Source organism: Enterobacter sp. PL_is511, assembly GCF_055816065.1.
In genome coordinates, this window is sequence record NZ_JBVPGP010000017.1 from 39,209 (window position 1) to 63,535 (window position 24,327).

Here is a 24,327-nt window from a genome sequence, read left to right on the forward strand (position 1 = left end):
AAATTAAAAAATGATGATGTTTTTATATTGCGCTTTTGGATGCCATAACTATTGATCGGGATCAAAAAAACAGAATTGCAGCGTTATTTTTATGCTTTTATTAATAACCACTCAGGCGTATGTGGGTATTGCGTATTTTATGAGTAAATTTTATCATTCTTGTAACATGCTTATCTTTTGTTATTTTTCATTGTATTGATTTTAAACGGTTTTTATGTGTTATGGTGAAATGGTTTTACCATTAATCATTTAACGAATTTTAAATTATTGTGAATGACTGAATTACATTCGCTAACACCAATGTGTTATTTGTGTTATTGCAGGGATTAAATAGTTTTTTAACTAACGTAATAACTTTAGAAGCTAAAAAAATCATTATATTAATATCATGACATCGGCAAATAACGACGAACTAAAAAACCAATCCGATAACGAATTCTTAATTTTTAAAGTTTGGAGTTTCTATTATGAGCACTAACGAACGCATTCTTAGCCCCTTCACATTACCGAATGGTACTGAACTGAAAAACCGTTTGTTAATGGCCCCTATGACCACCTGTACCGGCTATTACGACGGCACAGTTACCAGTGAACTGGTGGAGTACTATCGTGCCCGTTCCGGCAGTATCGGCACCATCATTGTGGAGTGCTGCTTCGTCGACGATCTCGGCCTCGCCTTCCCGGGCGCAATCGGTATTGATAATGACGAGAAAATTGTCGGGCTGGCGAAAATCGCAGAGGCCATTAAGTCCAAAGGCTCTAAGGCGCTGCTGCAGATCTACCACGGCGGCCGCATGGTTGACCCGAAACTGATTGGCGGCCGTACCCCGGTTGGCCCGAGCGCCGTAGCTGCGCCGCGTGAAGGTGCCGCAACGCCAGTAGCTCTGACCGCTGAAGAAGTTGAAGGCATGATCGGCAAGTTTGGTGAGGCCGTGCGCCGCGCCATCCAGGCCGGTTTCGACGGCGTGGAAATCCACGGGGCGAATACCTATCTGATTCAGCAGTTTTACTCACCGAATTCAAACCAGCGCGATGACGAGTGGGGCGGCAGCCGCGATAACCGCGCGAAGTTCCCGCTGGCGGTGCTGGATATCACCCATAAGATGGTGCGCCAGTACGCGGACGACGCGTTTATTATTGGCTACCGCTTCTCCCCTGAAGAGATGGAAATCCCGGGCATCCGCTTTGACGACACCATGTACCTGCTGGAGAAACTGGCGGCGCGCGGCGTGGACTACCTGCACTTCTCCGTCGGCGCCACCCTGCGTCCTTCCATTGTCGACACCCAGGACCCGACGCCGCTTATCGAAAAATACTGCGCGATGCGTTCTGAAACGCTGGCGCAGGTTCCGGTCATGGGCGTGGGCGGCGTGGTGAATGCTTCAGACGTGAATAAAGCGCTTGATCACGGTTACGACCTGATTGCCGTGGGCCGCGCCACCATCGCTTATCCTGACTGGACAGACCGCATCGCGGCTGGTGAAAGCCTTGAGCTGTTTATGGACAGCACCAAACGCGAGGCGCTGAGCATTCCTGAACCGCTGTGGCGCTTCTCGCTGGTAGAAGCGATGATCCGCGACATGAGCATGGGCGAATCCAAATTCAAACCGGGTACCTTTGCTGAGAAAGTGCAGGATGACGCTAACGAACTGGTGATTAACGTCAGCCTGGAAACCGACCGCATTGCGGACATCGAGCTGGCCTCTGGCCCGAGTGAAGACGTTGAGTTTGTGACCAGCTTTGAAGAGATCCGCACCCGCATTCTGGATGCCAATACCCCGCACGTGGATGCCATCACCGGCGCAACCAGCCAGAGTGAAGCGGTGAAGAAAGCGGTCTCTAAAGCGATGCTGAAATCCAGCAAAGCGCTGGCAGCGGAAGAGGGCGTTGACCCGAACGAAACCCGCTGCGTGGACGTGGTGGTTGTCGGTAGCGGCGGCGCCGGTCTGGCGGCGGCGATTCAGGCGCACGACGAAGGCGCGAGCGTGCTGATTGTTGAGAAAATGCCAACCATCGGCGGGAATACCATTAAAGCCTCTGCCGGTATGAATGCCGCCGAAACCCGCTTCCAGCGCGTGAAGGGCATTCAGGACAGCAAAGAGCTGTTCTACCAGGAAAGCCTGAAAGGCGGCGGCAACAAGAACAACCCTGAACTGCTGCGTCGCTTTGTCGAGAACGCGCCACAGGCGATTGAGTGGCTGGCAACGCGCGGCATTATGCTGAACGACATCACCACCACCGGCGGGATGAGCATCGACCGTACTCACCGTCCAAAAGACGGTTCTGCGGTGGGCGGTTACCTGATTAGCGGCCTGGTGCGTAACGTGAACAAACGCAACATCGAGGTGATGCTGGATACCTCCGTCAGCGACATTCTCTTCGAGAACGGCGAAGTGACCGGCGTACGTCTGACCACCGAAGAGAACGAAACCGTCACCGTGGCAACCAAAAGCGTGATTGTCGCTACCGGCGGCTTCAGCGCCAACAGCCAGATGGTTGTGAAATACCGTCCGGATCTGGAAGGGTTCGTCACCACCAACCACAAAGGGGCTACCGGCGGCGGCATCGCGCTGCTGGAGCGTATCGGGGCGGGCACTGTGGATATGGGCGAAATCCAAATTCACCCAACCGTCGAGCAGAAAACCTCGTACCTGATTTCCGAATCCATTCGCGGCGGCGGGGCGATTCTGGTCAATCAGAAAGGGGAGCGCTTCTACAACGAAATGTCGACCCGCGATAAAGTCTCGGCGTCAATCATCGCGCTGCCGGAGAAATACGCTTACATCGTCTTTGACGAGCACGTACGCGCCAAAAACAAAGCCGCGGATGAGTACATTGCCAAAGGCTTCGTGACCAGCGCCAGCTCGCCGAAAGCCCTGGCGGAAGCGCTCGGCATGGATTACCACGCTTTCCTCGCGACCCTGGAACGTTACAACGGTTTTGTTGAGAAACAGCACGATGACGATTTTGGTCGTACCACCGCGCTGCGTGCACCGATCAACGAAGGGCCGTTCTACGCCATTCAGATTGCGCCGGGCGTGCACCACACCATGGGCGGCGTGACCATCAACACCGAAACCTGCGTGCTGGACAGCAACCACAACGTGCTGCCAGGGGCGTTTGCGGCCGGTGAAGTGGTCGGCGGGATCCACGGCGGTAACCGTATCGGCGGTAACGCGGTGGCAGATATCATTATTTTTGGTACCCTTGCAGGACATCAGGCGGCTCTGCGTTCGAAAAAGAGGTAAGGCACCTGCTATGTAGGCCGGATGCGCGCAGCGCTATCCGGCATTTTCCCCGGCGGCGCGGTGCTTGCCGGGGCTACATCTGAGGACTCATACCATGCCTGATAGCCATCGCGTTTACAGCTACTCCGCCGTCCTGATGGGCTCACCCATCCTCCTGAAGCTCTTCTCCCATGACGAAGCCCTCGCGTCCCGCGTGTTTCGCCTGATCAAACAGTATGAAGACCTGCTCACCGTCAACCGCGCGCACTCGCAGGTGATGGATATCAACCATGCGGCCGGCCAGCATCCGGTCACCGTCAGCCGACCGGTGTTTGATCTGATCCGCTGTGCAAAAGCGGCAAGCCTGCTCAAGGACAGCGCCTTTAATCTGGCGATCGGTCCGCTGGTGAAGCGCTGGAAGATTGGTTTTCAGGGGGACAGCGTTCCGCCTGCCGATGAAATCGCGTCGCTGCTGGCGATGACCCGCCCAGAGGATGTTCTCCTTGATGAGGCCAGCAGCAGCGTGTTTCTGACCCGGACGGGGATGGAGATCGATCTGGGGGCCATCGCCAAAGGCTATATCGCCGACAGGGTGCGTGATTATCTTCGTAAAGAGGGGGCTGAGCTGGGGCTGATCAACCTTGGCGGAAACATCCAGACGTTAGGCTCGCCGGAGGGGGGCTGGGGCGTGGGGCTGAAAAAACCGTTCGCCGGTGACGCGCTGATCGGCACGATGACCGTAGAGAACCTGTCCGTCGTGACGTCGGGAACGTATGAGCGCTACTTCGAACAAAACGGCAAGCGCTATCACCACATTCTCGATCCGCGCACAGGGTATCCGCTGGACAACGAACTGGACAGCGTGACGATTATTTCGAAAGACTCCATCGACGGCGATATCTGGACCACGCTGATGTACGGGATGGGTGTGGAGAAGGGCTGTGCCGCCCTGCGCGCGCGACCCGATATTGAAGCAATCTTTGTGACCAAAACAAAAGAAGTGGTGATCTCCTCGATGCACCACTTCCGCTTTACCCTGCTGGATAACGACTACCGCGTTACTGACAGTATTGCTTGAGCAGGCCGGTTTGCTCCGGCTGGAGACGGTAGCGATACACCGGCCGGCCGGTGGCGCCGTAATGAATGCTGGTGAACAGAATATTGATTTGCGCGAGCCAAATCAGGTATTTACGGCAGGACACGCGGGAAATATTGACGGCGTTTGCCAGGTCATCGGTAGAAAACTCCGTCTCCGGGTGAGCGTCAATCCACTGGCAAATCGTGCGCAGCGTTTGCGGCGTTAACCCCTTCGGCAGCTTTTTACTGTCGGCCAGTTCCGGCGCTCCGCCGTGGATCAGCCGGTCGACGTCGGCCTGCTCGTAATACTGGTGCGAACCCATCAGATTGTGCTTTGCCTTCCAGCCGTTCAGCGCCTCTTCAAAGCGGGGGAACTGGAACGGCTTGATCAGATAATCCACCACGCCGTAATGAATGGAGGTCTGGATCGTGGCGGCGTCGGCAGCGGACGAGATCATAATCACATCGATTGGGCGACCGGATGCGCGAATAACGGGCAGCAGATCCAGACCGTTATCCTGCTGCATATAGACATCCAGCAGCACCAGATCGACAGGCTGGCTGGGGTTATTAATGATGGCCTCGGCCTGGTTTAGCGTGGAGGCGACGCCGCAGCAGCTAAAACCTTCAACACGGTTGACATACAGACGGTTGAGGTCGGCTACCATGGCGTCATCATCGACAATTAATACATTTATCACGCGATATTCCTCTCGCTATCCCAGGGGATGTGAACAAAAAATTGGGTAAATACGCCTGGCTCAGACTCGACGGTGATATCGCCGCCGAGGTTCTGGATTTGCTGGCGAGCAAGGAACAGCCCAACGCCGCGGTTTTCACCTTTTGTTGAGAAGCCCTTGGTAAAAATAGACTCCAGCTGAGCGGGATCAATGCCGGGGCCATCGTCGCTGACTTCACAGCTTAGCCAGCCATTCTGATAATGCAGCAGCAGGCCGATCTCACCTTCCTGCTGTCCTTCCATCGCGTCAAGCGCGTTTTCAATGAGGTTACCCAGCGCGGTGATCAGCACCGCGACCTGTTCTTCACTCGCGGTATCCGGTATCTGGCATTCATCTGCCAGCGTCAGGGTGACGCCCGCTTCTTTCGCCCGGTTGATTTTACCCAGCAGGAACCCGGCGATAACCGGGGATTTTACCTTGCTCTGTATCGTACCGATATCCGTCTGGTAATTTTGTGCCGTCTGCAGGATGTACTCTTCCAGCTTGTCGTAGCGCTTCATGTGCAGCAGGCCCAGGATCACATGCAGTTTATTCATAAACTCGTGCGTATGGCTGCGCAGGGCGTCGACGTAGTTGACCATGCCATCAATACGCTGCATCAGCTGGCTGATTTCCGTTTTATCACGGAAGGTGGTGATGGCGCCGATCACCCGATCCTGACTTTTAACGGGCACCATATTGCACAGCAACAGACGCCCGTTACAGCTGATCTCCTGATCCTGGCGCGCGACGCCCGTCTTTGAGACTTCACGCAGGCTGGCCAGCAGGGGCGCGCTGGCGTTTTCGGTCTGCTTGCCGGAGGGGAGAAGCAATATTTCTCTGGCGGTCTGGTTGATCATCGTCACCCGTCCGTGAATATCGACGGCCAGCACCCCCTCGCGAAGCGACTGCAGCATCGCCTGACGCTGTTCGAACAGGGCGGAAATTTCGTAAGGTTCGAGTCCGAACAGGATGCGTTTCAGTACCCGCACCAGGCCCCAAATTGCCATGGAGCTCATAAAAATACTGAATAAAATGGTCCAGACGGCGTTTAGCCGCCCGCGGGCAATCTGCTCTTCAACCTTATTCAGGGAGATACCGACCACCACCACGCCGATCTGCTCGTGCTGGCCGTCGTAGACGGGCGTAAAAACGCGCAGCGCTTCGGCGAGCGCGCCCCGGTTAACCGATACGTTCTCTTTGCCTTCCAGCGCGGGGGTTAAATCATCGCCGATAAAATGCAGCCCCAGCAGCGCCTCGTTCGGGTGTGAATAGCGGATCCCGCGCATATCGGTGACCACGGTGAACAGCAGATCGTTTCGTTTTGTCACCGCCTGGGCGATGGGCTGAATAATATTCTCCTGCGGTGCCTGCATCAGGCCGCGCTGTATCTCGGGGCTGTCGGCGAGGGTGCGGGCAATGCCGAGCGCAGTGTCTTTAACATCATCGCGGGTCGCCCGGGTGATTTGTACGGAGTAAAGCGCAAAGACCACCAGCAGCACAGAGGCAATAATCGCGCACACCATCAACGTGACCAGCGTGTTCAGTTTCATGGGGCGCTTGCGCGTCGAAAGGAAAGGCTGCAAATCGCTCATCAACACTCCGCGATGATTAAGAAAGGGGTAATTATCGCCGATGACGCGCTTTTCTTAAAGCCATGTAAAGGCGTGGATTTGGTCCTCTTTTCGTGACCCTCCTCGCAGGTCATCTATATAAAACACTTTATAGTGTGTGGGTACTCATAATAAGGAGGCTGTTTATGAGCATTATGCTTACCGGTTCGGTCAAGGAAAGACGGCACGCCAGCACGATGAATATTGATAGATTGTCCACGCTGGACATGCTGAAAGTCATTCACCAGGATGATGCACTCATTTCTGCTGCGATTACCCCCTGTTTACCTACTCTCGCCCGCGTGGTGGACAACGCCGCTGCGACTCTCAGCCACGGCGGTCGACTGGTCATCGTTGGCGCTGGGCCGTCAGGGCGCATTGCGCAACAGGTTGCCGATGATTATGCGCCGGGCAAAACCCCGGTGGTGGCCGTTACGGCACAAGAGGGGGAAGGGAGCTACGAGAATGGCGTTGCCGATTTGCAGGCCATCAAGTTTGGTGAACACGATATGATGCTGGCCGTGACCGTCAGCGGAAAAACGCCGTGGGTCTGGGGGGCAATGCGCCATGCGTGGTCGCTGGGTTCACCGGTCGCCATTATTACCGGTGATGCGCAAAGTGAAGCTGCACAGCTGGCGAGCATGGTTATCGCTCCGGAGCTGGGGGCCGACGTCGTCGCAGGCTATCTCAACACCAAAGCGGGGATTGCGCAGAAAATGATCCTCTCGATGATCGCCACCGGGCTGGCCGTCCGAACCGGACGGGTTTACAGCAACTTGCGGGTGGATCTTGAGGCAGGCACAACCAAATGGGCTGAACGACAAATCGCGATTGTGATGGAAGCGGGGGGATGCAGCAGGACGGAGGCAAAAGCCGCGCTGGAGAGCTGTAACCATCACTGTAAGACGGCGGTATTGATGGTGCTGACTGGGCTGGATGCGTGGAAAGCCCATGAACTGCTGGCGCAGAATAACGGGTTTATCCGCGTGGCGCTGCAGGAAGCGCCGTAATATAAAGTGAAGATATAAAAAAGGCCGCAATTGCGGCCTTTGGTATTTTTGGAGATTAGAACTGGTAGGTCATGCCTACGCCAACGATGTCGTCGGTGGAAATACCATTGGCTTCGTAGAAGCTATCATCGTTGTCCAGCATGTTGATTTTGTAGTCAACATAGGTAGAGAAATTCTTGTTAAAGCTGTAGGTCATACCCAGGTCGATATAGTTAACCAGGTCCATGTCGCCATGTTGACCCTGAGGGTTGCTGGCGTTGCCTGGATAAGTCATGTCCTTGCCCCTGGAGTAAACCCATGCCAGGGATGGACGCAGGCCGAAGTCGAACTGGTACTGTGCTACCGCTTCGAAGTTCTGAGTCTGATCTGCAATACCATAATCACCGTATGGCGTCATGTTGCGGGTTTCAGCATACATCATCGCCAGGTAGACGTTATTGGCATCATATTTCGCACCAATGGTCCATGCTTCTGCTGTTTTACCGCTGGCAAAGCGCGCATTATTCACCCCCGCAGCTTCTTGTGCGTTAGTACGGTCAGAAGACGAGTACGCAGCACCCAGGCTCAGGCCGGAGAGATCGCCAGAGAAGTCATAAGAGGTAGACATGCCGAAGCCGTCGCCGTTCTGGAAGCGTACGTCTTTATGACCGTTTTTCGTGCCTTCCTGATCTTCTGTTGCATCCTGGCCTTCGTTCGCGCCCTGATACTGCAGCGCGAAATTCAGCCCCTCAACCAGGCCGAAGAAATCCTGGTTACGGTAAGTTGCCAGACCGTTCGCACGACCGTTCATAAAGTTATCGGTCCATGTGTAAGAGTCACCGCCAAATACAGGCAGCATATCGGTCCAGGCTTCAACGTCGTACACGACGCCGTAATTACGGCCATAATCAAATGAACCGTATTCGCCATATTTCAGGCCAGCGTATGCCAGACGGTTAAAGGATTTGTCACCCGCGCCTTCGGTATCGTTAGCGTAGGTTTTGTATTCCCACTGGCCGTAACCGATCAGGTCGTTAGCGATCTGGGTTTCGCCTTTGAAACCAATCTGCACATAGGTTTCGTCACCGTCGTCGCCAGGGTTGTCAGAGAAGGTGTGACGCGCATCGACTTTGCCGTACAGGTCAACTTTGTTGCCGTTTTTGTTGTACATCTCAGCCGCATTTGCTGCGCCTGCCATTAATAACGCGGGTACCAGAATTGCCAGAACTTTTCTTTTCATTATATATTCCCTTAAAAGATAATTTATATGAATATATGTAATCACTCTCCGTAATTACAGGGTCGATACTATTCCAGAAGATGTTATTTAGTTTCAAAAATAAATGTAATTAAATTCGATGAAATATTGCTAAATATTTCTATTAATCTCTTTATTATTCAAGTGAATTAATTCATTGAATTTATATGGTGTAATTATTGTTAAGTATTTCGGAATTCTATTTTTAAATTGTTTTAATTCAGCTATTTTATATTTCATTCTCATTAAACAAACAGGACATGACGATGGAACTTGCCCGGTGGCAGCACAGATTTGAGCGCTGGCTCGAGGAAAACCACAGCACCGACGATACCGCACATGACATTTCGCATTTTCGACGGGTCTGGATGACGGCGCAAAAAATCATGGTTCACCACACGGTGGAGCCGCTGGTGATCCTGACCGCATGCTATTTTCACGATATTGTCAGCCTGCCGAAGAACCATCCCGAACGCAGCCGGTCATCAGAGCTGGCAGCACGCAAGACGGGTGACATTCTGCGCCGCGACTTCCCGGACTTTCCGCCAGAGCACGCTGCCGCCGTTGCGCACGCGATTGAGGCACACAGCTTCAGCGCCGGCATTGCGCCGCAAAGTATAGAAGCCAAAATTGTGCAGGACGCTGACAGGCTGGAAGCGTTAGGCGCTATTGGCCTGGCGCGCGTCTTTGCCATCTCGGGCGCGCTGGGCGTGCCGCTTTTTGACGCCGACGATCCCTTTGCCGATGCGCGTCCCCTCGACGACCGTGCGTTTGCCCTCGACCATTTTCAGACCAAGCTGTTGAGATTGCCTGATACAATGCAAACGGAAATGGGCCGCGAACTGGCACGTCACAATGCCGATTTCCTGATCCAGTTTATGGCGAAACTCAGCGCCGAATTACACGGCGACTGCATCGGGCTGGATAGCCAGGTGTTGAACCGCTTCCGTCGCAGTTTGCGCAACTGAACTGTGGTAATCTGTTCCCAGTCTTTATTCTCCGGTTAAAAGAATGCAGGAAAATCGATCAGTGACAGAGCCCGCGCCCGCGCAGGCTGAGAAATCAACGGCAACGGTGCAGGCCTTACTGCGCCAGCTGTTGGATATCTATGATGCTAAAACGCTGGCCAGTCTGCTGGTGGCGCACGGCGAGAGCCACTGGAGCCCGGCGATCCTTAAACGTCTGCTGACCAGCGACCGCGCAGGGCGTCGCCTGAGCGAAGGCGAATTTCGTTATCTGCAAAACCTGCTTCCGCGTCCTTCTGCCGCGCACCCGAACTATGCCTTCCGCTTTATCGATCTGTTTGCCGGTATCGGCGGCATTCGGCACGGTTTTGAAGCCATCGGCGGCCAGTGCGTGTTTACCAGCGAGTGGAACAAACACGCCGTGCGTACCTACAAGGCCAACTGGTACTGCGATCCGCACGAGCATCATTTCAACGCGGATATCCGCGATGTCACCCTGAGCCATAAAAGCGGCGTGAGCGATGAACAGGCCGCCGAACACATTCGTCAGACGATCCCGGCGCATGATGTGCTGCTGGCCGGCTTCCCGTGTCAGCCTTTCTCGCTGGCCGGTGTCTCTAAAAAAAATGCTCTTGGACGCGCCCACGGTTTCGCCTGTGATACCCAGGGAACGCTGTTTTTTGACGTGGCGCGCATTATTGACGCCCGTCGTCCGGCCATTTTTGTACTGGAAAACGTCAAAAACTTAAAAAGCCACGACGGCGGGAAAACCTTCCGCATTATCATGCAAACGCTGGATGAGCTGGGTTATGACGTGGCCGATTCACAGGACATGGGCGCGGACGATCCCAAAATCATTGATGGGAAACATTTCCTGCCCCAGCACCGCGAACGTATCGTGCTGGTGGGTTTCCGCCGCGATCTCAATCTCAAGGGGGATTTCACCCTGCGGGATATCCCGTCTTTGTATCCCGAGCGGCGTCCTACGGTGGCCGACCTGCTGGAACCCGTCGTTGACGCGAAATTTATCCTCACCCCGGTGCTGTGGAAATACCTCTACCGCTATGCCAAGAAACATCAGGCAAAGGGTAACGGCTTCGGTTTTGGGATGGTAAACCCGAACGATCCGCACAGCGTGACCCGCACGCTGTCTGCTCGCTACTACAAAGACGGCGCGGAAATCCTGATCGACAGAGGGTGGGACAAGGCGCTGGGTGAAAAAGATTTTGACGATCCGCATAATCAGCGTCACCGTCCGCGACGCTTAACGCCCCGCGAATGCGCCCGGCTGATGGGCTTTGAAACGCCGCAGGGTTATCGCTTCCGCATTCCGGTCTCGGATACTCAGGCGTACCGCCAGTTTGGTAATTCGGTGGTGGTTCCCGCGTTCGCCGCTGTGGCCAAACTGCTGGCCTCGCGCATCAGACAGGCGGTGGCGCTCCGTCAGGGTGAGGCCGTCAATGACGGATGTTCACGATAAGGCGACGCGCAGCAAAAACATGCGTGCCATCGGCACGCGTGACACCGCCATCGAAAAGCGACTGGCCGGGCTGCTGACGCAGGCGGGCTTTGACTTCCGCGTGCAGGATCCCGCGCTTGCGGGCCGGCCGGATTTCGTCATCGACGCCTGGCAGTGCATCATCTTTACCCACGGCTGTTTCTGGCACCATCATGACTGCTATCTGTTTAAAGTCCCGGCGACGCGCACCGATTTCTGGCTGGATAAGATTGGCAAGAACGTCGAGCGCGACAAGCGGGATCTGACCACGCTGCTGGCGCAGGGCTGGCGGGTGCTGATCGTCTGGGAGTGTGCGCTGAGAGGCAGATTAAAGCTGAACGATGCCGATCTGAGCGAACGGCTGGAAGAGTGGATCTGCGGCGGCGGCCAGACCGCGCAGATCGACACGCAGGGCATTCACCTGCTTACGGTTTCTCAACCTCGCAAGGGGTGACCACCGGTTTTGCCGGCAGCAAGTATTTGCCCAGCGTGACCAGCACGACGGCAAATACGATGATCCCAAGAGCAATCCATTCCACAGGTGAGAGCGTTTCTCCCCCCAGTCCCGTCCCGAGCAGCACGGCCACGACCGGGTTGACGTAGGCGTAGCTGGTGGCGACAGCCGGGGAGACGTTGCGGATCAGGAACATATAGGCATTAATGGCGATGATAGAGCCAAACAGCGCCAGATACCCTACCGCGAGAAAGCCCGACAGGTCCGGCAGCGCGGTCAGCGTTTCTCCCGTCAGCGCGGAGGCTAGCAGCAGGACAATCCCCGCGGCGAGCATCTCTATCGCGCCTGCCATCATGCCGGTCGGCAGTTCGATACGCGAACCGTAGACGGAACCAAACGCCCAGCTCATCGAGCCAATCAGGATAATCACCGCGCCCCACGGATTCCCGCTCAGGTTACCGCCGCTGTTGAGCAGAACAATGCCGGCCAGGCCAATACCGATCCCCAGCCATTCCAGCTTGCGGGTGCGGATACCGAAAAGGCGGCTAAAGCAGAGGGTAAACAGCGGTACGGTGGCAACGACCACGGCGGCGATCCCGGACGGGACCTTCTGGTGCTCGGCAATCGTCACAAACCCGTTACCCACCGCCAGCAGCAGCAGGCCGATCAGGGCGGCGTTCAGCATCGGGCGCAGTGGGGGGAGCTTATGCCCGCGCAGCAGCAGGAAGGCCAGCAGCAGGATGCCCGCCGAGAGGAAGCGAATGCCCGCCATCATCAGCGGCGGCCAGCTTTCCACGCCGATGCGAATGACAAAGTAGGTTGAACCCCAGATGATGTACAGCGAAAAGAGTGCCCCGATGAGCGGTAGCAGTTGCCGGAAACGCATAATCCCTCACGACGAAATAAAAAGTTCGCTGATAGTAAACGCGAAAACTATCGCGCTGGCGAGCCCTTTAATTGTGTAGCGGATGTGAATTTTTTGTTGACGTCAGGTGCCTGTTTCCGGGTTGGCGCTTTTGCTCCATACTATTCACTTAATTACCAAAAAATGAAGGATTAAGATTTTGGCAGGAAGTAGCTTATTAACATTGCTGGATGATATTGCCACCTTACTGGATGACATTTCAGTGATGGGAAAACTGGCGGCGAAGAAAACCGCAGGCGTGCTGGGAGATGATTTATCGCTTAACGCCCAGCAGGTGAGTGGGGTGAGGGCAAACCGTGAACTGCCGGTGGTGTGGGGCGTAGCAAAAGGTTCCTTCCTGAATAAGGTGATTCTGGTGCCGCTGGCGCTGCTGATCAGCGCATTCATTCCCTGGGCCATCACGCCGTTACTGATGATTGGCGGGGCATTTCTCTGCTTCGAGGGCGTTGAGAAGGTTCTGCACTCCTTTAGCGCGCGCAAGCAGAGCGATACGCCGGAGGTGCGCCAGCAGCGTCTTGAAGCGCTGGCCGCGCAGGATCCGAAAACCTTCGAGCGCGATAAGGTCAAAGGTGCCATTCGGACCGACTTTATCCTGTCCGCGGAGATTGTCGCCATTACGCTGGGCATCGTGTCCGACGCACCGCTCCTGAATCAGGTTCTTATCCTCTCCGGCATCGCCATTCTGGTCACCGTAGGCGTGTACGGCCTGGTGGGACTGATCGTGAAGCTGGATGATATCGGCTACTGGCTGGAAGAAAAGTCGAGCGCGGTAGCAAGAGGCATCGGCAAAAGCCTGCTGGTGCTGGCTCCGTGGCTGATGAAGAGTTTGTCGGTAGTGGGCACGCTGGCGATGTTCCTCGTGGGCGGCGGGATCGTGGTTCACGGCATTGCGCCGCTGCACCATGCTATCGAACATTTTTCCTCGACGCAGGGTGCCGTTGTCGCGGCGATTCTGCCCACGCTGCTGAATCTGGTGCTGGGCTTTATCATTGGCGCTATCGTGGTCGCGGCGGTCAAGCTGGTTGAAAAAATACGCGGCACGTCGCACTAATTGTTACCCGTTGTGGGATGCAAAAAGACCATTCCTCGTCTAAATTGAAACAGTTTCACCCTGATACAGGAGGCAGGTATGGTCTTTTTGGTCAGTGATGAAGTTAAGCCTAAGAAGGGCGGCCCACGTATGATTGTCACCGGGTATTCCAGCGGAATGGTGGAATGTCGGTGGCACGATGGCTATAGCATCAAGCGGGAAGCATTTCGTGAAGATGAGCTTCAGCCGGGGGACGGGCAGCACCAGCGGGACAAGGCTTAATCACATAACGCCCGGCTTTGCCGGGCGTTTTTATCTCACGTACCGGGTGTAAGGCCGTCATCATGGAGTGTGTGTGCAGCGCGATACCTTTGTTGTAAGACAATCATTTTTGCAATGGCTGCATAAGCGTAGCAATCCGGGGTTGATTGTTAATCTCTGTTTTCTGGTCGTTTTGGTGTTTTCCACGCTTCTGACCTGGCGTGAGGTGGTGGTCCTCGAAGAGGCGTATATCTCCAGCCAGCGCAACCATCTGGATACGGTGGCCAGTTCGCTGGACAGGCAGTTACAGAACAGCGTGGACAGGATGCTGTTGTTCCGTCAGGGCATGCGTGATGCAATCCAGACGCCGCTGGCATTTAATGCATTACAGAACGCGGTGTCACGCTTTAACACCGTCCGCACGCTCCCCACCTGGCAGCTTGCCGTTGATAAAAAACGCACCCTTCCCATTAATGGCGTTTCGGACGCGTTCGTCGAAAAAACCACGCTTCTGAATCGTGACGCCGAGCGCATCAGCCACGAAATTTCTGCCGCGCTCGAAGTGGGGTATCTGCTCAGGCTGGCGTCATCGAGAGCGCAAACGGAAGCGCGCGTGATCTACGTGTCCCGCGCCGGATTTTTCGTTTCCACGGATACGCCGGACCAGGCGGGTGATATTACCTCCCGCTATTATCATCTGGTCACGCAGTCCTGGTTTACCCAGCAGTCGGAACGGAACAATCGCGCTCGCGCGGTGCGCTGGTTTATCTCTACCCCTTCATCCTGGACCAATGATGAACGTACGATCACCGCCAGCGTTCCCATCTATTTCGATCATTACTGGTATGGCGTCGTGGCGATGGATTTTACGTTGAGCACGATGCAGCGTCTGCTGGCCGATGCGACGGAAGATCGAACGGAGGGGGAGTATCAGCTGTACGATACCCGGCTCAATATGATTGCCACCTCAGCCCACGCGGAAAACGCGGTTAACCATTTTGACGAACGCGAAACGGCGCAGATTGCTCAGGCTATTGAGCACGCTACCGGCGGCGGGATCCGCCTCGGAAGCCGTTTCGTTAGCTGGGAGCGGCTCGATCACTTCGATGGCGTTGTCCTGCGGATCCACACCCTGCACGAAGGAGTGCAGGACGACTTCGGCAGCATCAGTATTGTTCTGGCGCTGCTGTGGGCGCTCTTTACCGCCATGCTGTTGATCTCGTGGCTGGTGATCCGTCGGATGGTGAGTAACATGTACACGCTTCAGCACTCGCTCCAGTGGCAGGCCTGGCATGATCCGCTTACCCGGCTGAATAACCGCGGCGCGCTGTTCGATCGCGCAAAATTGCTGGCGGAAACCTGTCGCCAGCAGTCGCTGCCGTTCTCGGTGATTCAGATCGATCTCGACCATTTTAAGAACATCAACGACCGTTTCGGCCATCAGGCCGGTGATAAGGTGCTATCGCATACAGCAGGACTGATTGCCAGCGCGCTACGCAAAAATGATGTGGCAGGGCGTGTAGGCGGGGAAGAGTTTTGCGTTGTCCTGCCGGGGATCGGTCTGGAAGAGGCGAGAGGCGTCGCCGAGCGCATTCGCTGCCGGATCGACAGCAAGGAGATCCTGGTGAAGAAGAGCACGACTCTGCGCATCAGCGCATCGCTGGGGGTCAGCAGCGCGGATGAAGCGGGTAACTACGAGTTTGAACAGCTGCAGTCCGTGGCGGATGCCCGGCTGTATCAGGCCAAACAGTGCGGCCGTAATCGGGTCGTCTGGCGGGATTAGGACAGGAAGTGATCCAGTCCCTCCTGCCAGCCCGCGGGGCCGGGCTGCCGGGTGTGATAAACCCGCCCGGGGTTATCGTCCCGTAGCGTGATGCCCTGGCGGTTAATACCCTTGATGACCACCGCGAAGTCAACGCTGTCGAGCAACGGTGCATCATTAGGGCCGTCGCCGAGCCCCAGCGTGGTGGGTTCGATCTCTTCCTGCTCGCGGTACTGCGCAATCAGCCAGTTAACCGCCACGTCCTTACCGCAGCGGCCGTCCAGAATATGCCAGAAGCGCGCTCCCTGCAGGCATTTCAGACCGCTGTGCGCCAGCTGCTCTTCAAACTGAACCAGTTTCTCGTCGGTATCGCGCCAGATGAGCGTGACGGATGCTTCATGCTTGCGGGCAAGCGCCGAACGGTAGCGCGTCAGTCCGGTCCACTCGCTAATAACGCGATCGTCCACGTCGTCAAAGGTGGTGAACTTAAAGCCCGTCTGCAGGCGAATGTGTTCGACCCGCGGGCGAATATCCCGGTGCGTCATCCCCCTGATCTGGCGCTGAACCTTCTCCCAACGCACGTCAGGCTGAATTACCGCGCCGTTCTCGGCAATAAAAGGCAGGCCTTCCAGACCCAGATCCTGCTGGATATCCAGCATCTCTGCCGCGGTCTTGCTGCTGCAGAGAATGACCGGTATCTGATTATCCAGTAGCCTGTCCAGCCAGGGCATTGCGGGCTGCCACTCATAGGTATGAATATCCAGCAACGAGCCATCCAGGTCAGAAAAAATCAGCAAGGTATCCCGCAGTGAAGGCATAGTGACTCCCGTGATAGCTGCGCTTCGCTCTAAGAAAATTCCTAAAAAATAACCGAAGTGTTAACAGGAGAAATGGGAACAGTCCCTGGCAAACCCGCATTCGGCGTATGTTATTGCTCATAACAAAAAGCATTATGTTAAAAATATTATATTCATCCTAAGAATATATGCTTGTCAGACAAATTCGTTGGGGATAGTGTGGCGTGTACATCAGATTTCCTGGTGTAACGAATTTTCAAGTGCTTCTTGCATAAGCAAGTTTTGATCCCGGTCATCCCCATGACCGGGATTTTTTTCGCCCTACCGATTGGCTTCAGACACGCTAAAGTCGTGAATATCAAGCTCGAAGGCCTCGGCCAGCTCACGATAGGTGTGATAATCCCTTCCGTTAACAATGACGCGGTCCGAATTGTCGTCCGTCCTGCGGACTTCTGACTCACTGATCTCATTGATGGCGGCCAGCAGGGCATCGACATCCACCTCGACTTCGCGCTTGATGGTGTCGCTGTACTCTTTATCGGTCTTCATTGCGGGGTTCCTCATTCAGCCGGGTCCATCGCTAAGTATAGACTGTAGATAAAAACGCCATTCACGCCGGGCGGCGATGTGTGTTTTTGCGTTTTGTTCTACACTGGCTCAAAACCAGAGGAGGAATGTATGAAGGTCAACGATCGGGTAACGGTTAAAACGGACGGTGGGCCACGCCGCCCGGGCGTGGTGCTGGCAATTGAAGAGTTTAGCGAAGGTACAATGTATCTGGTATCACTGGAAGACTACCCGCTCGGCATCTGGTTTTTTAACGAACTGGGGCATCCGGACGGTATTTTTGTTGAGAAGGCAGACTAGCACGGCGTCGGGTAGCACAGCGCGTGCCCGACAACCTCATAGAAGCAAAAATCTCTGGCCAGGCCAGAGATCAAAGGTAGGGTGCACAGGGTCTTAAGCGACTAACGCATGTTGACGAAAATCCCGTTCGTCACATTATCGGTCAGGCGTACCACGTGGTAGATCACTTGCTTATTATGCGTTTTAATTTTCCGTTTAATATTTCCTTTGTGTGACGAAACGGTTTTCGCTTTAATATTCATCTGGTCCGAGATCTGAATAGTTCCTTGTCCCGCCATCCACATTCGCAGCATACTTGATTCAGTCCTGCTTAATGATAGGGTGGGTAAGTTAACCGCTCCTACATTCTTAACTTCTTTATTCAAATAATCACCCAGAATGTCATCCAGCGACTCGGGTTTAATCGATTTAGAACTGATCAATAAATTTTTACGGACCAACAAATACTCATCGAAATGGATATTCGCGATCGCCATAAAAACAATAAACAGGGTTTTAGGATGCTGATTAATGATTTGCTTAATGTGCTGACTGTTGGCTGGATCGTGAATGAAACAGTCCTCATTAATAAACACCACGCCTGGTTTTAGTTCGTCACAAGCGGCTGCGAGTTCGTCAACGGTGTGTGCATCGTTGATGTCTCTCTTTCTTACCCCTCTGCTTGCCAGGTACCCGGTTAACCCTAGCCGGGTGTAGCTGCATAAATCCATAATGATCGTTGACATGGCATACCCTCACTCAATGCGTAACGATAATTCACCATCTGCCTGAGAGCTCAAAACAGCCATACGGGATGGAAAAAAATAATAAACCTGTGAGCATGACAAAGACTTTCAGGCGGACTCACTATCCCGTAAAGTTACGTATAATTTGCCAGGAATCTTCTTAAAGTAAAGTAAATATTAAGTATTGTGAGATGGTTAGAAACAATTAAACCGCGTCAGATATATCCTGGAAGATGTTTTTCGTGTTTTATTTTAGGAATATCCTCAGAAAGACAGTAGCAACAGTGCGGGCTATTATTTACGAGGCAGTTCGCTGACAATATCCGCTAACAGGTTGAATATCTCGCCGAATAAATGTTCACAGAAGGGAGCGATAAGTGGCATCAGTAATGACATTAATAAAATTCCAACCGTCAGCGTCAGCGGAAAACCAATGACAAACACCGAAAGCTGCGGCGCCATTCGGTTCAGTAAACCTAATGCCAGGTTGACGGTCAGCAGCAGGGTGATGATCGGCAGCGCCAGCATCAGCCCGTTCAGGAAGATCAGCCCCGCCGCGCGGGTGAGCGCCAGGAAAGCGTTGCTGTTCACCGGATTTTCGCCAATCGGCAGCGTATGGAACGTATCCACCAGCATGGAGATAAGCCACAGATGGCCGTTGAACGACAGGAACAGCAGCATGGCGAGCAGATCGATAATGCGCGCCAGCACGGGCATGTTGAGATGACTACCGGGATCAACAAACGTGGCGAACGATAACCCCATCTGCAGGCCGATCAGTTCCCCTGCGGTACGCACCGCGGCGAAAGCGAGCTGCATGGTAAAGCCGACGGCGACGCCAATCATCACCTGCTGCAGGGCGACCCACACCGCGTTCGCCGAGAAGATCGGAATATCCACAGGGGGGAGAGAGGGCGCGACGATAATGGAGATGATAATGCCCAGTCCCACCTTGACGCGCTTGGGTATCGATTTCTCGCTAAGAATGGGGGCGGTGGAGATCAGCGCCATGATGCGCAGCATCGGCCAGAAATAGACGCCGAGCCACTGAACCCACTGGTCGCTGGTGAAATGCAGCATCGTCAGGTCAGCCGATGATGTACGGCAGATTGGTAAACAGGTTGCGCATATAGTCCAGCAACAGGTTCAGCATCCACGGTCCGGCCACGATAATCGCCACGAACACGGCGATGATTTTCGGGATGAACGACAGCGTCATTTCGTTAATCTGCGTGGCGGCCTGCAGAATACTGATAATCAGACCGGTAACCAGCGCGACAAGCAGCAGCGGAGCGGCAACGGCAATCGCGATTTTCATCGCCTCCGTGCCCATCATCATGACCGATTCGGGTGTCATTGCCGTTCCTTAACTGTAGAAACTCTGCGCCAGCGAGCTGACCAGCAGCTGCCAGCCGTCGACCAGCACAAAAAGCATGATCTTAAAGGGCAGGGCAATGGTCGCGGGCGGCACCATCATCATCCCGAGCGCCATCAGGACGCTGGCGATCACCAGGTCGATAATCAGGAACGGAATAAAGATGGTAAAGCCAATCTGGAACGCGGTTTTCAGCTCGCTGGTGACATAGGCAGGCAGAAGAATACGCATTGGCACAGATTCCGGTCCCTGCAGCTCGCCGGTGTTGGACAGGCGGGCAAAGAGGGCCAGGTCGGCTTCGCGCGTCTGGCGCAGCATAAATTCTCGCAGCGGCTGCGCGCCTTTATCCAGCGCCTCCTGCATGGAGATTTTATCTTCGCTGAACGGCTGGTAGGCGTCGGTATAAATCTTATCGATCACCGGCGACATTATGAAGAAGGTCAAAAACAGTGCCAGCCCAAGCAGAACCTGGTTTGGCGGTGCGGAAGGGGTGCCCAGCGCGTTTCGCAGCAGACCAAAGACGATGATGATGCGGGTGAAGCTGGTCATCATTAGCAGGATGGCTGGAATAAACGTCAGCGAGGTGATAAACACCAGCGTCTGGACCGGAAGGGACCAGCTTTGTCCGCCGCCCGCGAGAGGGGTGGAGACCAGACCGGGCAGCTGTGCATAAACCGCGGGAGCAAACAGGCCAACGCCCGCAAGCGTCAGGGATAACAAACGGCGCATCAGGATCTCCCGGAACGCTTAAGCAAACTCTTCATGACGGACTGAAAATCCGCAGGGGCGTCTGCGCGCTCGTCCACCACAGCAGGGGCGGGCGGCAGTTTATGTAATACGCTGATGTTTGAGGCCGTTACGCCCAGAACCAGACGCGCGTCGTCCACCTCGACGATGACCACGCGTTCGCGTGGCCCCAGCGTGGTGCTGGCGCTGACTTTCAGGCCGCGGGCACCGGCGGTTTTACCCGCAAGGCCAAAGCGCTTCGCCAGCCAGGCGGCGATAAGAATAAAGGCAATAATACCGAACAACGCCCCGCTCACCTGGAGCAGAGGCGAGCCGGGAACGGCAGAAGGTTGCGATAGTGTTGCCTGGGTTTTCATGCTTAACGGCTCAGACGACGCATACGTTCAGACGGGGTAATGATGTCGGTGATACGTACGCCGTATTTATCGGCCACCACCACCACTTCACCCTGAGCAATCAGATAGCCGTTGATCAGAATATCCAGCGGCTCACCGGCCAGACCGTCAAGGGCTACCACGGAGCCCTGCGTCAGGCGCAGTAGCTCTTTAATGGTCATGCGGGTGCGTCCCAGTTCAACGGTCAGCTTAACCGGGATATCCATAATCAGGTCGATGTCCTGCAGCGTGCCGCTGACATCACCGCCGCCGAGCTGCTGGAATACGGCATCCGCTGCGCTTTTGGCCGGGGTCGCTTTTTGCTCGTTTAACGCGTCAGCCCACAGATCGTCCAGTGCTCCGCTGTTTTCATCGGACGGATTGTTCATGTCACTCATTTGGGCTGTTCCTCATTCAGCGAATTCAAAATCGGGTTGATCAAGTGCTCAACGCGTAACGCATACTGACCGTTAATCGTGCCGTACTGGCTTGTCAGCACGGGGACACCATCCACATGGGCAATAATGCGGTCGGGTTTTTCTATCGGCAAAACATCACCGGGTTGTAATTTCAGGATCTGAGATAACCGCAGCGGGATATCGGCGAAGCTCGCCACCAGCTCAAGCTGCGAATGCTGGACCTGGCGGACCAGGTTCTCACGCCAGTTCTGGTCCTCGTTGCGGGAGTTCTCCAGCGGCGGGTTAACCAGCAGCTCGCGCAGCGGTTCGATCATGCTGAACGGCAGGCAGATGTTGAACTCGCCGGTCAGGTTACCGATCTCTACGTGGAACGGGGTGTTAACGACGATATCGTTCGGGGAGGTGGTGATATTGGTAAATTTCACCTGCATCTCAGAACGGACGTACTCCACTTCCAGCGGGTTAATCGCTTTCCACGCGTCGCTGTAAGACTCCAGCGCCAGCTTCAGCATGCGGTTAATGACGCGCTGTTCGGTGTGGGTGAATTCACGACCTTCTACTTTGGTCGGGAAACGCCCGTCGCCGCCGAACAGGTTATCCACCGCGATGAACACCAGGCTTGGGGAAAACACCACCAGACCGGTGCCGCGCAGCGGCTTCAGATGAATCAGGTTAAGGTTGGTTGGCACCGGCAGGTTGCGGGCAAACTCATGATACGGCTGAATGCGGATCGCACCGACCGTGATATCCGGGCTACGACGCAGCAGGTTAAACAGCCCCATACGGAACTGACGTGCAAAACGTTCGTTAATGATCTCCAGCGCCTGCAGACGTTCACGTACCACGCGACGCTGGGTATTCGGGTCATAGGGACGAATATCGCTATCGCCGCCAATACCCGGTTTAGGATCATCATTGTTATCGCTGTCGCCGTTGAGCAGCGCATCGATTTCTGCCTGAGAAAGAATACTGTCGCCCATGTCGTTACCGCAGAATGAATGCTGTATACAGAACGTCAGTGACTTCCTGCTTAGGTTGGCCGTTTACCAGCGGGGTCGCCAGCGTTTGTTTAATGGCGTCGACCAGCTTTTGCTTACCCACATCGGTGGCCAGCGTCGAAGCGTCCTGACGAGAGAACAGCAGCAGAAGGCGGCTGCGCACTTCCGGAAGGTAATCGTTCAGACGTGAACGAGTGGCTTCATCTTTCAGACGCAGCGTAATGCCAACATAAAGCACACGATCCGCATCACCCAGATTGACGGTGAAGGTATCCAGCGGGAAGAAAACTGGAGCCGGCGGAGGCGGCGCTTCAGCTTTGGCTGCAGCGGTGGTAGGTTTCTGCTGCATACGCCAGTAACTATAGCCCGCGGTGGCGCAGGCGGCGAGCGTGATCAACACCAGCAGCGGGATCCAGATGGAGCGCTTACTTTTTTTGGTGATAGCGGAGTCAGTCATCTGATACGAGCTTCCTGTTTCGGTACAGCTTAATAAGGTGATTATCCCGTGTCCTGCTGTCGTCAAAGCGTGGAAAAGACGGGGATAATCACGCTACCTCTGGCGTTTAGGCGAAGATGTCTACGGCACTGTTACCGCGTGCGGCGGATTGCAGGGCAGCAGGAACAGGCAGTAGCTCATCGCTCTCTTCATTAAAACCGCCGGCGTTGCCGGAACGCGAAGCCTGGTGCTGCTGCTGGGATGAGGACTGCTGCTGCCCGGCAAAGCTCTCGCTGCTGACGCTGCTCTGCGCAAGCTGAATGCCGTTCTCCGCCAGTGAGGTCCGCAGTACCGGCAGCGCGGCTTCCAGCGCCGCACGAACATGGCTGTGCGCAGAGACCATCTGCAGCTGCGCCTGGTTATCATCCAGCTTAAGCGAAATTTGCACCTGACCCAGATCTTCCGGGTGCAGACGCAGCTCGGCTGTCTGCTGGCCCTGTTTAGTGAACAGGGTGATGTGCTGGCTCAGGGATTGCTGCCATTCGTGGGTGCCCAGAGGCTGGCTTAACACCGGCGCGGTGGCGACGGTGGCGGCCGTCTGACTGGTCGCGTGGCTGGACATAATCGGTGCCAGGGTAGCCGTTGGGGAGGCTGAGGAGGAGGAACTGGCGAGCTCCTGCTTCTCTGCCGCCGCGGCCAGGGCCGGGGTTGTCGGCGCGTTGCCCGACAGGGCAGGTTCGTGATTTTTCACCTGGCTCTGATAAGGCGTAGAATTCTGCGCTTTATCATGGCTTCCCGCAGGCGCGTTCAGGGACGGTTGGTCCGCACCATTGTGCGAAAGCGTCGCGGAATTCAGCGTTGCGGTGGCCGAAACGCCGTCACTGCCCGCCACGCGAGAGGCGGTAGTTTGCTGGTGCGGAAGCATCGCCATCAGGGCGCTCAATCCGGCCAGTTCTTCTTCGCTCAGCTCGCTTTTGCCGTCATCCTTGCTGTTTGCTGCATTGAGCGTCTTCAGCGCGTCACCTTTAGACAGCGGTACCAGCCCGGAAACCAGCGTATCAAGCGAGGTGATCGGCGACGTTTCATTGCCATTCAGCGCGGTTTGGCGCGAGAGCAGGTCGGCAATTTTGGCCTGCAGGGTGGTATCCCCTTTGGCGTCCTGAGCCACCTTTGACAGTTTACTGCCGGCGGCTTTCAGGTCAGCCAGGGTCAGCGGCGCATCTTTGCCCTTGCCCGTTGCGTCCGACAGGGCGCCCGCCAGCAGAGAGAGAAAGTCCTGTGCACCGTCGGTGCCTTTCCCTGTTTGCGTGCCGCCTGACAGGTCGCTGTCGCTCATCAGCAGTTGTTGCAGTGTGATCATTCCGGTTTCCTCATTGATGCGCGCTGGGCAAACTCATCCATTTTCTTCTGATCCAGACGGTTTTCCGCCAGGGTCGTTGCCGCGATCTGTCGGTCCTGTAAAGTCTGCCAGGCCTGCAGCCGCTGCTTCTTCTCACGCCAGAAATTCAGCGCGGTATCGACTTTCTGGGTCCACTGGTTAAGCTGCTGGCGATGCTGATCTATCGCCTTCTCCAGCGTCTGGATAAACTGCTGATAGTTAATCCAGCGCTGGCTTCCAATGCCCTGTGTCATATCGGTATTGAGGTTGGTGCGATATTCATGCTGATAGTCGATCAACATCTTCAACTGTTCTTCAGCCTGCTGGCACCCGCGTCGCATTGCGCCAAGCTGCAATGCGGCATCATCAACTTCTTTTTCAGCCAGATCTTTCAGCGTTGATAACGCGCTGTTTTGCGCCATGACCTTCGCCC

Annotated in this window: 25 protein-coding genes and 1 pseudogene; 10 read left to right on the forward strand and 16 right to left on the reverse strand. The window is 55.2% G+C overall.

All coding sequences use genetic code 11. The features are described from left to right. The first annotated feature begins 467 nt into the window (after positions 1 to 467). The gene (locus tag AC0TN7_RS03915) at positions 468 to 3,248 is read left to right on the forward strand and encodes a flavocytochrome c (protein ID WP_473701859.1); all 2,781 of its coding nucleotides are present in this window, start codon (positions 468 to 470) and stop codon (positions 3,246 to 3,248) included. Positions 3,249 to 3,342: 94 nt separating this feature from the next. Further along, on the forward strand, positions 3,343 to 4,305 hold the full coding sequence (locus AC0TN7_RS03920) for an FAD:protein FMN transferase (RefSeq protein WP_473701860.1): 963 nt from the start codon (positions 3,343 to 3,345) through the stop codon (positions 4,303 to 4,305). Here AC0TN7_RS03920 and dcuR read toward each other — a convergent pair. After that, a complete protein-coding gene (gene dcuR / locus AC0TN7_RS03925) occupies positions 4,286 to 5,005 on the reverse strand; it encodes a two-component system response regulator DcuR (RefSeq protein WP_024909745.1) in 720 nt (239 codons plus the stop codon). The two genes, AC0TN7_RS03920 and dcuR, sit on opposite strands and share 20 nt — an antisense overlap. Next, complete coding sequence (locus AC0TN7_RS03930; protein WP_048990629.1) at positions 5,002 to 6,618, reverse strand: sensor histidine kinase; 1,617 nt, start codon at positions 6,616 to 6,618, stop codon at positions 5,002 to 5,004. Before AC0TN7_RS03930 ends, dcuR begins: the two co-directional genes overlap by 4 nt. Before the next feature lie 164 nt (positions 6,619 to 6,782). Here AC0TN7_RS03930 and AC0TN7_RS03935 point away from each other — a divergent pair, with 164 nt between their 5' ends. Continuing rightward, positions 6,783 to 7,646, forward strand: a complete 864-nt coding sequence (locus AC0TN7_RS03935) for an N-acetylmuramic acid 6-phosphate etherase (protein ID WP_473701861.1) — start codon at positions 6,783 to 6,785, stop codon at positions 7,644 to 7,646. 55 nt (positions 7,647 to 7,701) lie between these two features. Here AC0TN7_RS03935 and ompC read toward each other — a convergent pair whose 3' ends face one another. Next, the gene (ompC, locus tag AC0TN7_RS03940; protein ID WP_024909742.1) at positions 7,702 to 8,865 is read right to left on the reverse strand and encodes a porin OmpC; all 1,164 of its coding nucleotides are present in this window, start codon (positions 8,863 to 8,865) and stop codon (positions 7,702 to 7,704) included. A 284-nt stretch (positions 8,866 to 9,149) separates the two neighbouring features. On the opposite strand from ompC, the gene AC0TN7_RS03945 reads away from it, so the two are divergent. The 3 genes from AC0TN7_RS03945 to AC0TN7_RS03955 all read left to right on the forward strand — a co-directional run bounded on the left by AC0TN7_RS03945 (position 9,150) and on the right by AC0TN7_RS03955 (position 11,800). Further along, complete coding sequence (locus AC0TN7_RS03945; protein ID WP_048990627.1) at positions 9,150 to 9,851, forward strand: phosphohydrolase; 702 nt, start codon at positions 9,150 to 9,152, stop codon at positions 9,849 to 9,851. Between the two features lie 61 nt (positions 9,852 to 9,912). Then, positions 9,913 to 11,328 carry a DNA cytosine methyltransferase gene (locus tag AC0TN7_RS03950; RefSeq protein WP_024909740.1) on the forward strand — a complete coding sequence of 472 codons (1,416 nt, stop codon included), beginning with the start codon at positions 9,913 to 9,915 and terminating at the stop codon, positions 11,326 to 11,328. After that, on the forward strand, positions 11,309 to 11,800 hold the full coding sequence (locus tag AC0TN7_RS03955) for a very short patch repair endonuclease (protein WP_048990623.1): 492 nt from the start codon (positions 11,309 to 11,311) through the stop codon (positions 11,798 to 11,800). Before AC0TN7_RS03950 ends, AC0TN7_RS03955 begins: the two co-directional genes overlap by 20 nt. Here the strand turns inward: AC0TN7_RS03955 and yedA are convergent. Further along, complete coding sequence (yedA, locus tag AC0TN7_RS03960; RefSeq protein WP_157189394.1) at positions 11,772 to 12,686, reverse strand: drug/metabolite exporter YedA; 915 nt, start codon at positions 12,684 to 12,686, stop codon at positions 11,772 to 11,774. The genes AC0TN7_RS03955 and yedA overlap by 29 nt on opposite strands. A gap of 178 nt (positions 12,687 to 12,864) precedes the next feature. Between yedA and AC0TN7_RS03965 the strand changes: the two genes are divergently transcribed. The 3 genes from AC0TN7_RS03965 to dgcQ all read left to right on the forward strand — a co-directional run bounded on the left by AC0TN7_RS03965 (position 12,865) and on the right by dgcQ (position 15,799). After that, the gene (locus tag AC0TN7_RS03965; protein WP_032646386.1) at positions 12,865 to 13,776 is read left to right on the forward strand and encodes a DUF808 domain-containing protein; all 912 of its coding nucleotides are present in this window, start codon (positions 12,865 to 12,867) and stop codon (positions 13,774 to 13,776) included. A 78-nt stretch (positions 13,777 to 13,854) separates the two neighbouring features. Beyond that, positions 13,855 to 14,037 carry a YodC family protein gene (locus AC0TN7_RS03970; RefSeq protein WP_023618677.1) on the forward strand — a complete coding sequence of 61 codons (183 nt, stop codon included), beginning with the start codon at positions 13,855 to 13,857 and terminating at the stop codon, positions 14,035 to 14,037. A gap of 73 nt (positions 14,038 to 14,110) precedes the next feature. Further along, positions 14,111 to 15,799: a cellulose biosynthesis regulator diguanylate cyclase DgcQ gene (gene dgcQ / locus AC0TN7_RS03975; RefSeq protein WP_473701862.1), complete on the forward strand. Its 1,689-nt coding sequence runs from the start codon at positions 14,111 to 14,113 to the stop codon at positions 15,797 to 15,799. On the opposite strand, the gene AC0TN7_RS03980 is transcribed toward dgcQ, so the two are convergent. Beyond that, entirely contained in the window at positions 15,796 to 16,596 is an 801-nt protein-coding gene (locus AC0TN7_RS03980; protein WP_061714845.1) for a mannosyl-3-phosphoglycerate phosphatase-related protein, read from the reverse strand. The two genes, dgcQ and AC0TN7_RS03980, sit on opposite strands and share 4 nt — an antisense overlap. A gap of 300 nt (positions 16,597 to 16,896) precedes the next feature. Continuing rightward, positions 16,897 to 17,124 carry a YodD family peroxide/acid resistance protein gene (yodD, locus tag AC0TN7_RS03985; RefSeq protein ID WP_013097742.1) on the reverse strand — a complete coding sequence of 76 codons (228 nt, stop codon included), beginning with the start codon at positions 17,122 to 17,124 and terminating at the stop codon, positions 16,897 to 16,899. 129 nt (positions 17,125 to 17,253) lie between these two features. On the opposite strand from yodD, the gene dsrB reads away from it, so the two are divergent. Then, positions 17,254 to 17,442 (forward strand): protein DsrB, encoded by a 189-nt coding sequence (gene dsrB, locus AC0TN7_RS03990; protein ID WP_008500312.1) that lies wholly within the window; start codon positions 17,254 to 17,256, stop codon positions 17,440 to 17,442. Between the two features lie 101 nt (positions 17,443 to 17,543). On the opposite strand, the gene rcsA is transcribed toward dsrB, so the two are convergent. From rcsA to fliJ, 10 genes and pseudogenes are all read right to left on the reverse strand, one after another. Next, positions 17,544 to 18,167, reverse strand: coding sequence for a transcriptional regulator RcsA (gene rcsA, locus AC0TN7_RS03995; RefSeq protein WP_008500313.1), 624 nt, complete (start codon positions 18,165 to 18,167; stop codon positions 17,544 to 17,546). A 287-nt stretch (positions 18,168 to 18,454) separates the two neighbouring features. Next, positions 18,455 to 19,247 (reverse strand): annotated as a pseudogene (gene fliR, locus AC0TN7_RS04000) (flagellar biosynthetic protein FliR); the annotation flags it as partial. 7 nt (positions 19,248 to 19,254) lie between these two features. After that, positions 19,255 to 19,524: a flagellar biosynthesis protein FliQ gene (gene fliQ / locus AC0TN7_RS04005; RefSeq protein WP_008500315.1), complete on the reverse strand. Its 270-nt coding sequence runs from the start codon at positions 19,522 to 19,524 to the stop codon at positions 19,255 to 19,257. Between the two features lie 9 nt (positions 19,525 to 19,533). Further along, positions 19,534 to 20,271 carry a flagellar type III secretion system pore protein FliP gene (fliP, locus tag AC0TN7_RS04010; protein ID WP_024909733.1) on the reverse strand — a complete coding sequence of 246 codons (738 nt, stop codon included), beginning with the start codon at positions 20,269 to 20,271 and terminating at the stop codon, positions 19,534 to 19,536. After that, on the reverse strand, positions 20,271 to 20,645 hold the full coding sequence (fliO, locus tag AC0TN7_RS04015; protein WP_032641435.1) for a flagellar biosynthetic protein FliO: 375 nt from the start codon (positions 20,643 to 20,645) through the stop codon (positions 20,271 to 20,273). The genes fliP and fliO overlap by 1 nt, the downstream gene beginning before the upstream one ends. A gap of 2 nt (positions 20,646 to 20,647) precedes the next feature. Continuing rightward, entirely contained in the window at positions 20,648 to 21,061 is a 414-nt protein-coding gene (gene fliN / locus AC0TN7_RS04020) for a flagellar motor switch protein FliN (RefSeq protein ID WP_008500318.1), read from the reverse strand. Then, a complete protein-coding gene (fliM, locus tag AC0TN7_RS04025) occupies positions 21,058 to 22,062 on the reverse strand; it encodes a flagellar motor switch protein FliM (RefSeq protein ID WP_023336184.1) in 1,005 nt (334 codons plus the stop codon). Before fliM ends, fliN begins: the two co-directional genes overlap by 4 nt. Positions 22,063 to 22,066: 4 nt before the next feature. After that, positions 22,067 to 22,537 (reverse strand): flagellar basal body-associated protein FliL, encoded by a 471-nt coding sequence (gene fliL / locus AC0TN7_RS04030; RefSeq protein ID WP_024909761.1) that lies wholly within the window; start codon positions 22,535 to 22,537, stop codon positions 22,067 to 22,069. Between the two features lie 106 nt (positions 22,538 to 22,643). Further along, positions 22,644 to 23,876, reverse strand: coding sequence for a flagellar hook length control protein FliK (fliK, locus tag AC0TN7_RS04035; protein ID WP_463727157.1), 1,233 nt, complete (start codon positions 23,874 to 23,876; stop codon positions 22,644 to 22,646). Continuing rightward, on the reverse strand, positions 23,873 to 24,316 hold the full coding sequence (fliJ, locus tag AC0TN7_RS04040; protein ID WP_023312304.1) for a flagellar export protein FliJ: 444 nt from the start codon (positions 24,314 to 24,316) through the stop codon (positions 23,873 to 23,875). Before fliJ ends, fliK begins: the two co-directional genes overlap by 4 nt. Positions 24,317 to 24,327: the final 11 nt, after the last annotated feature.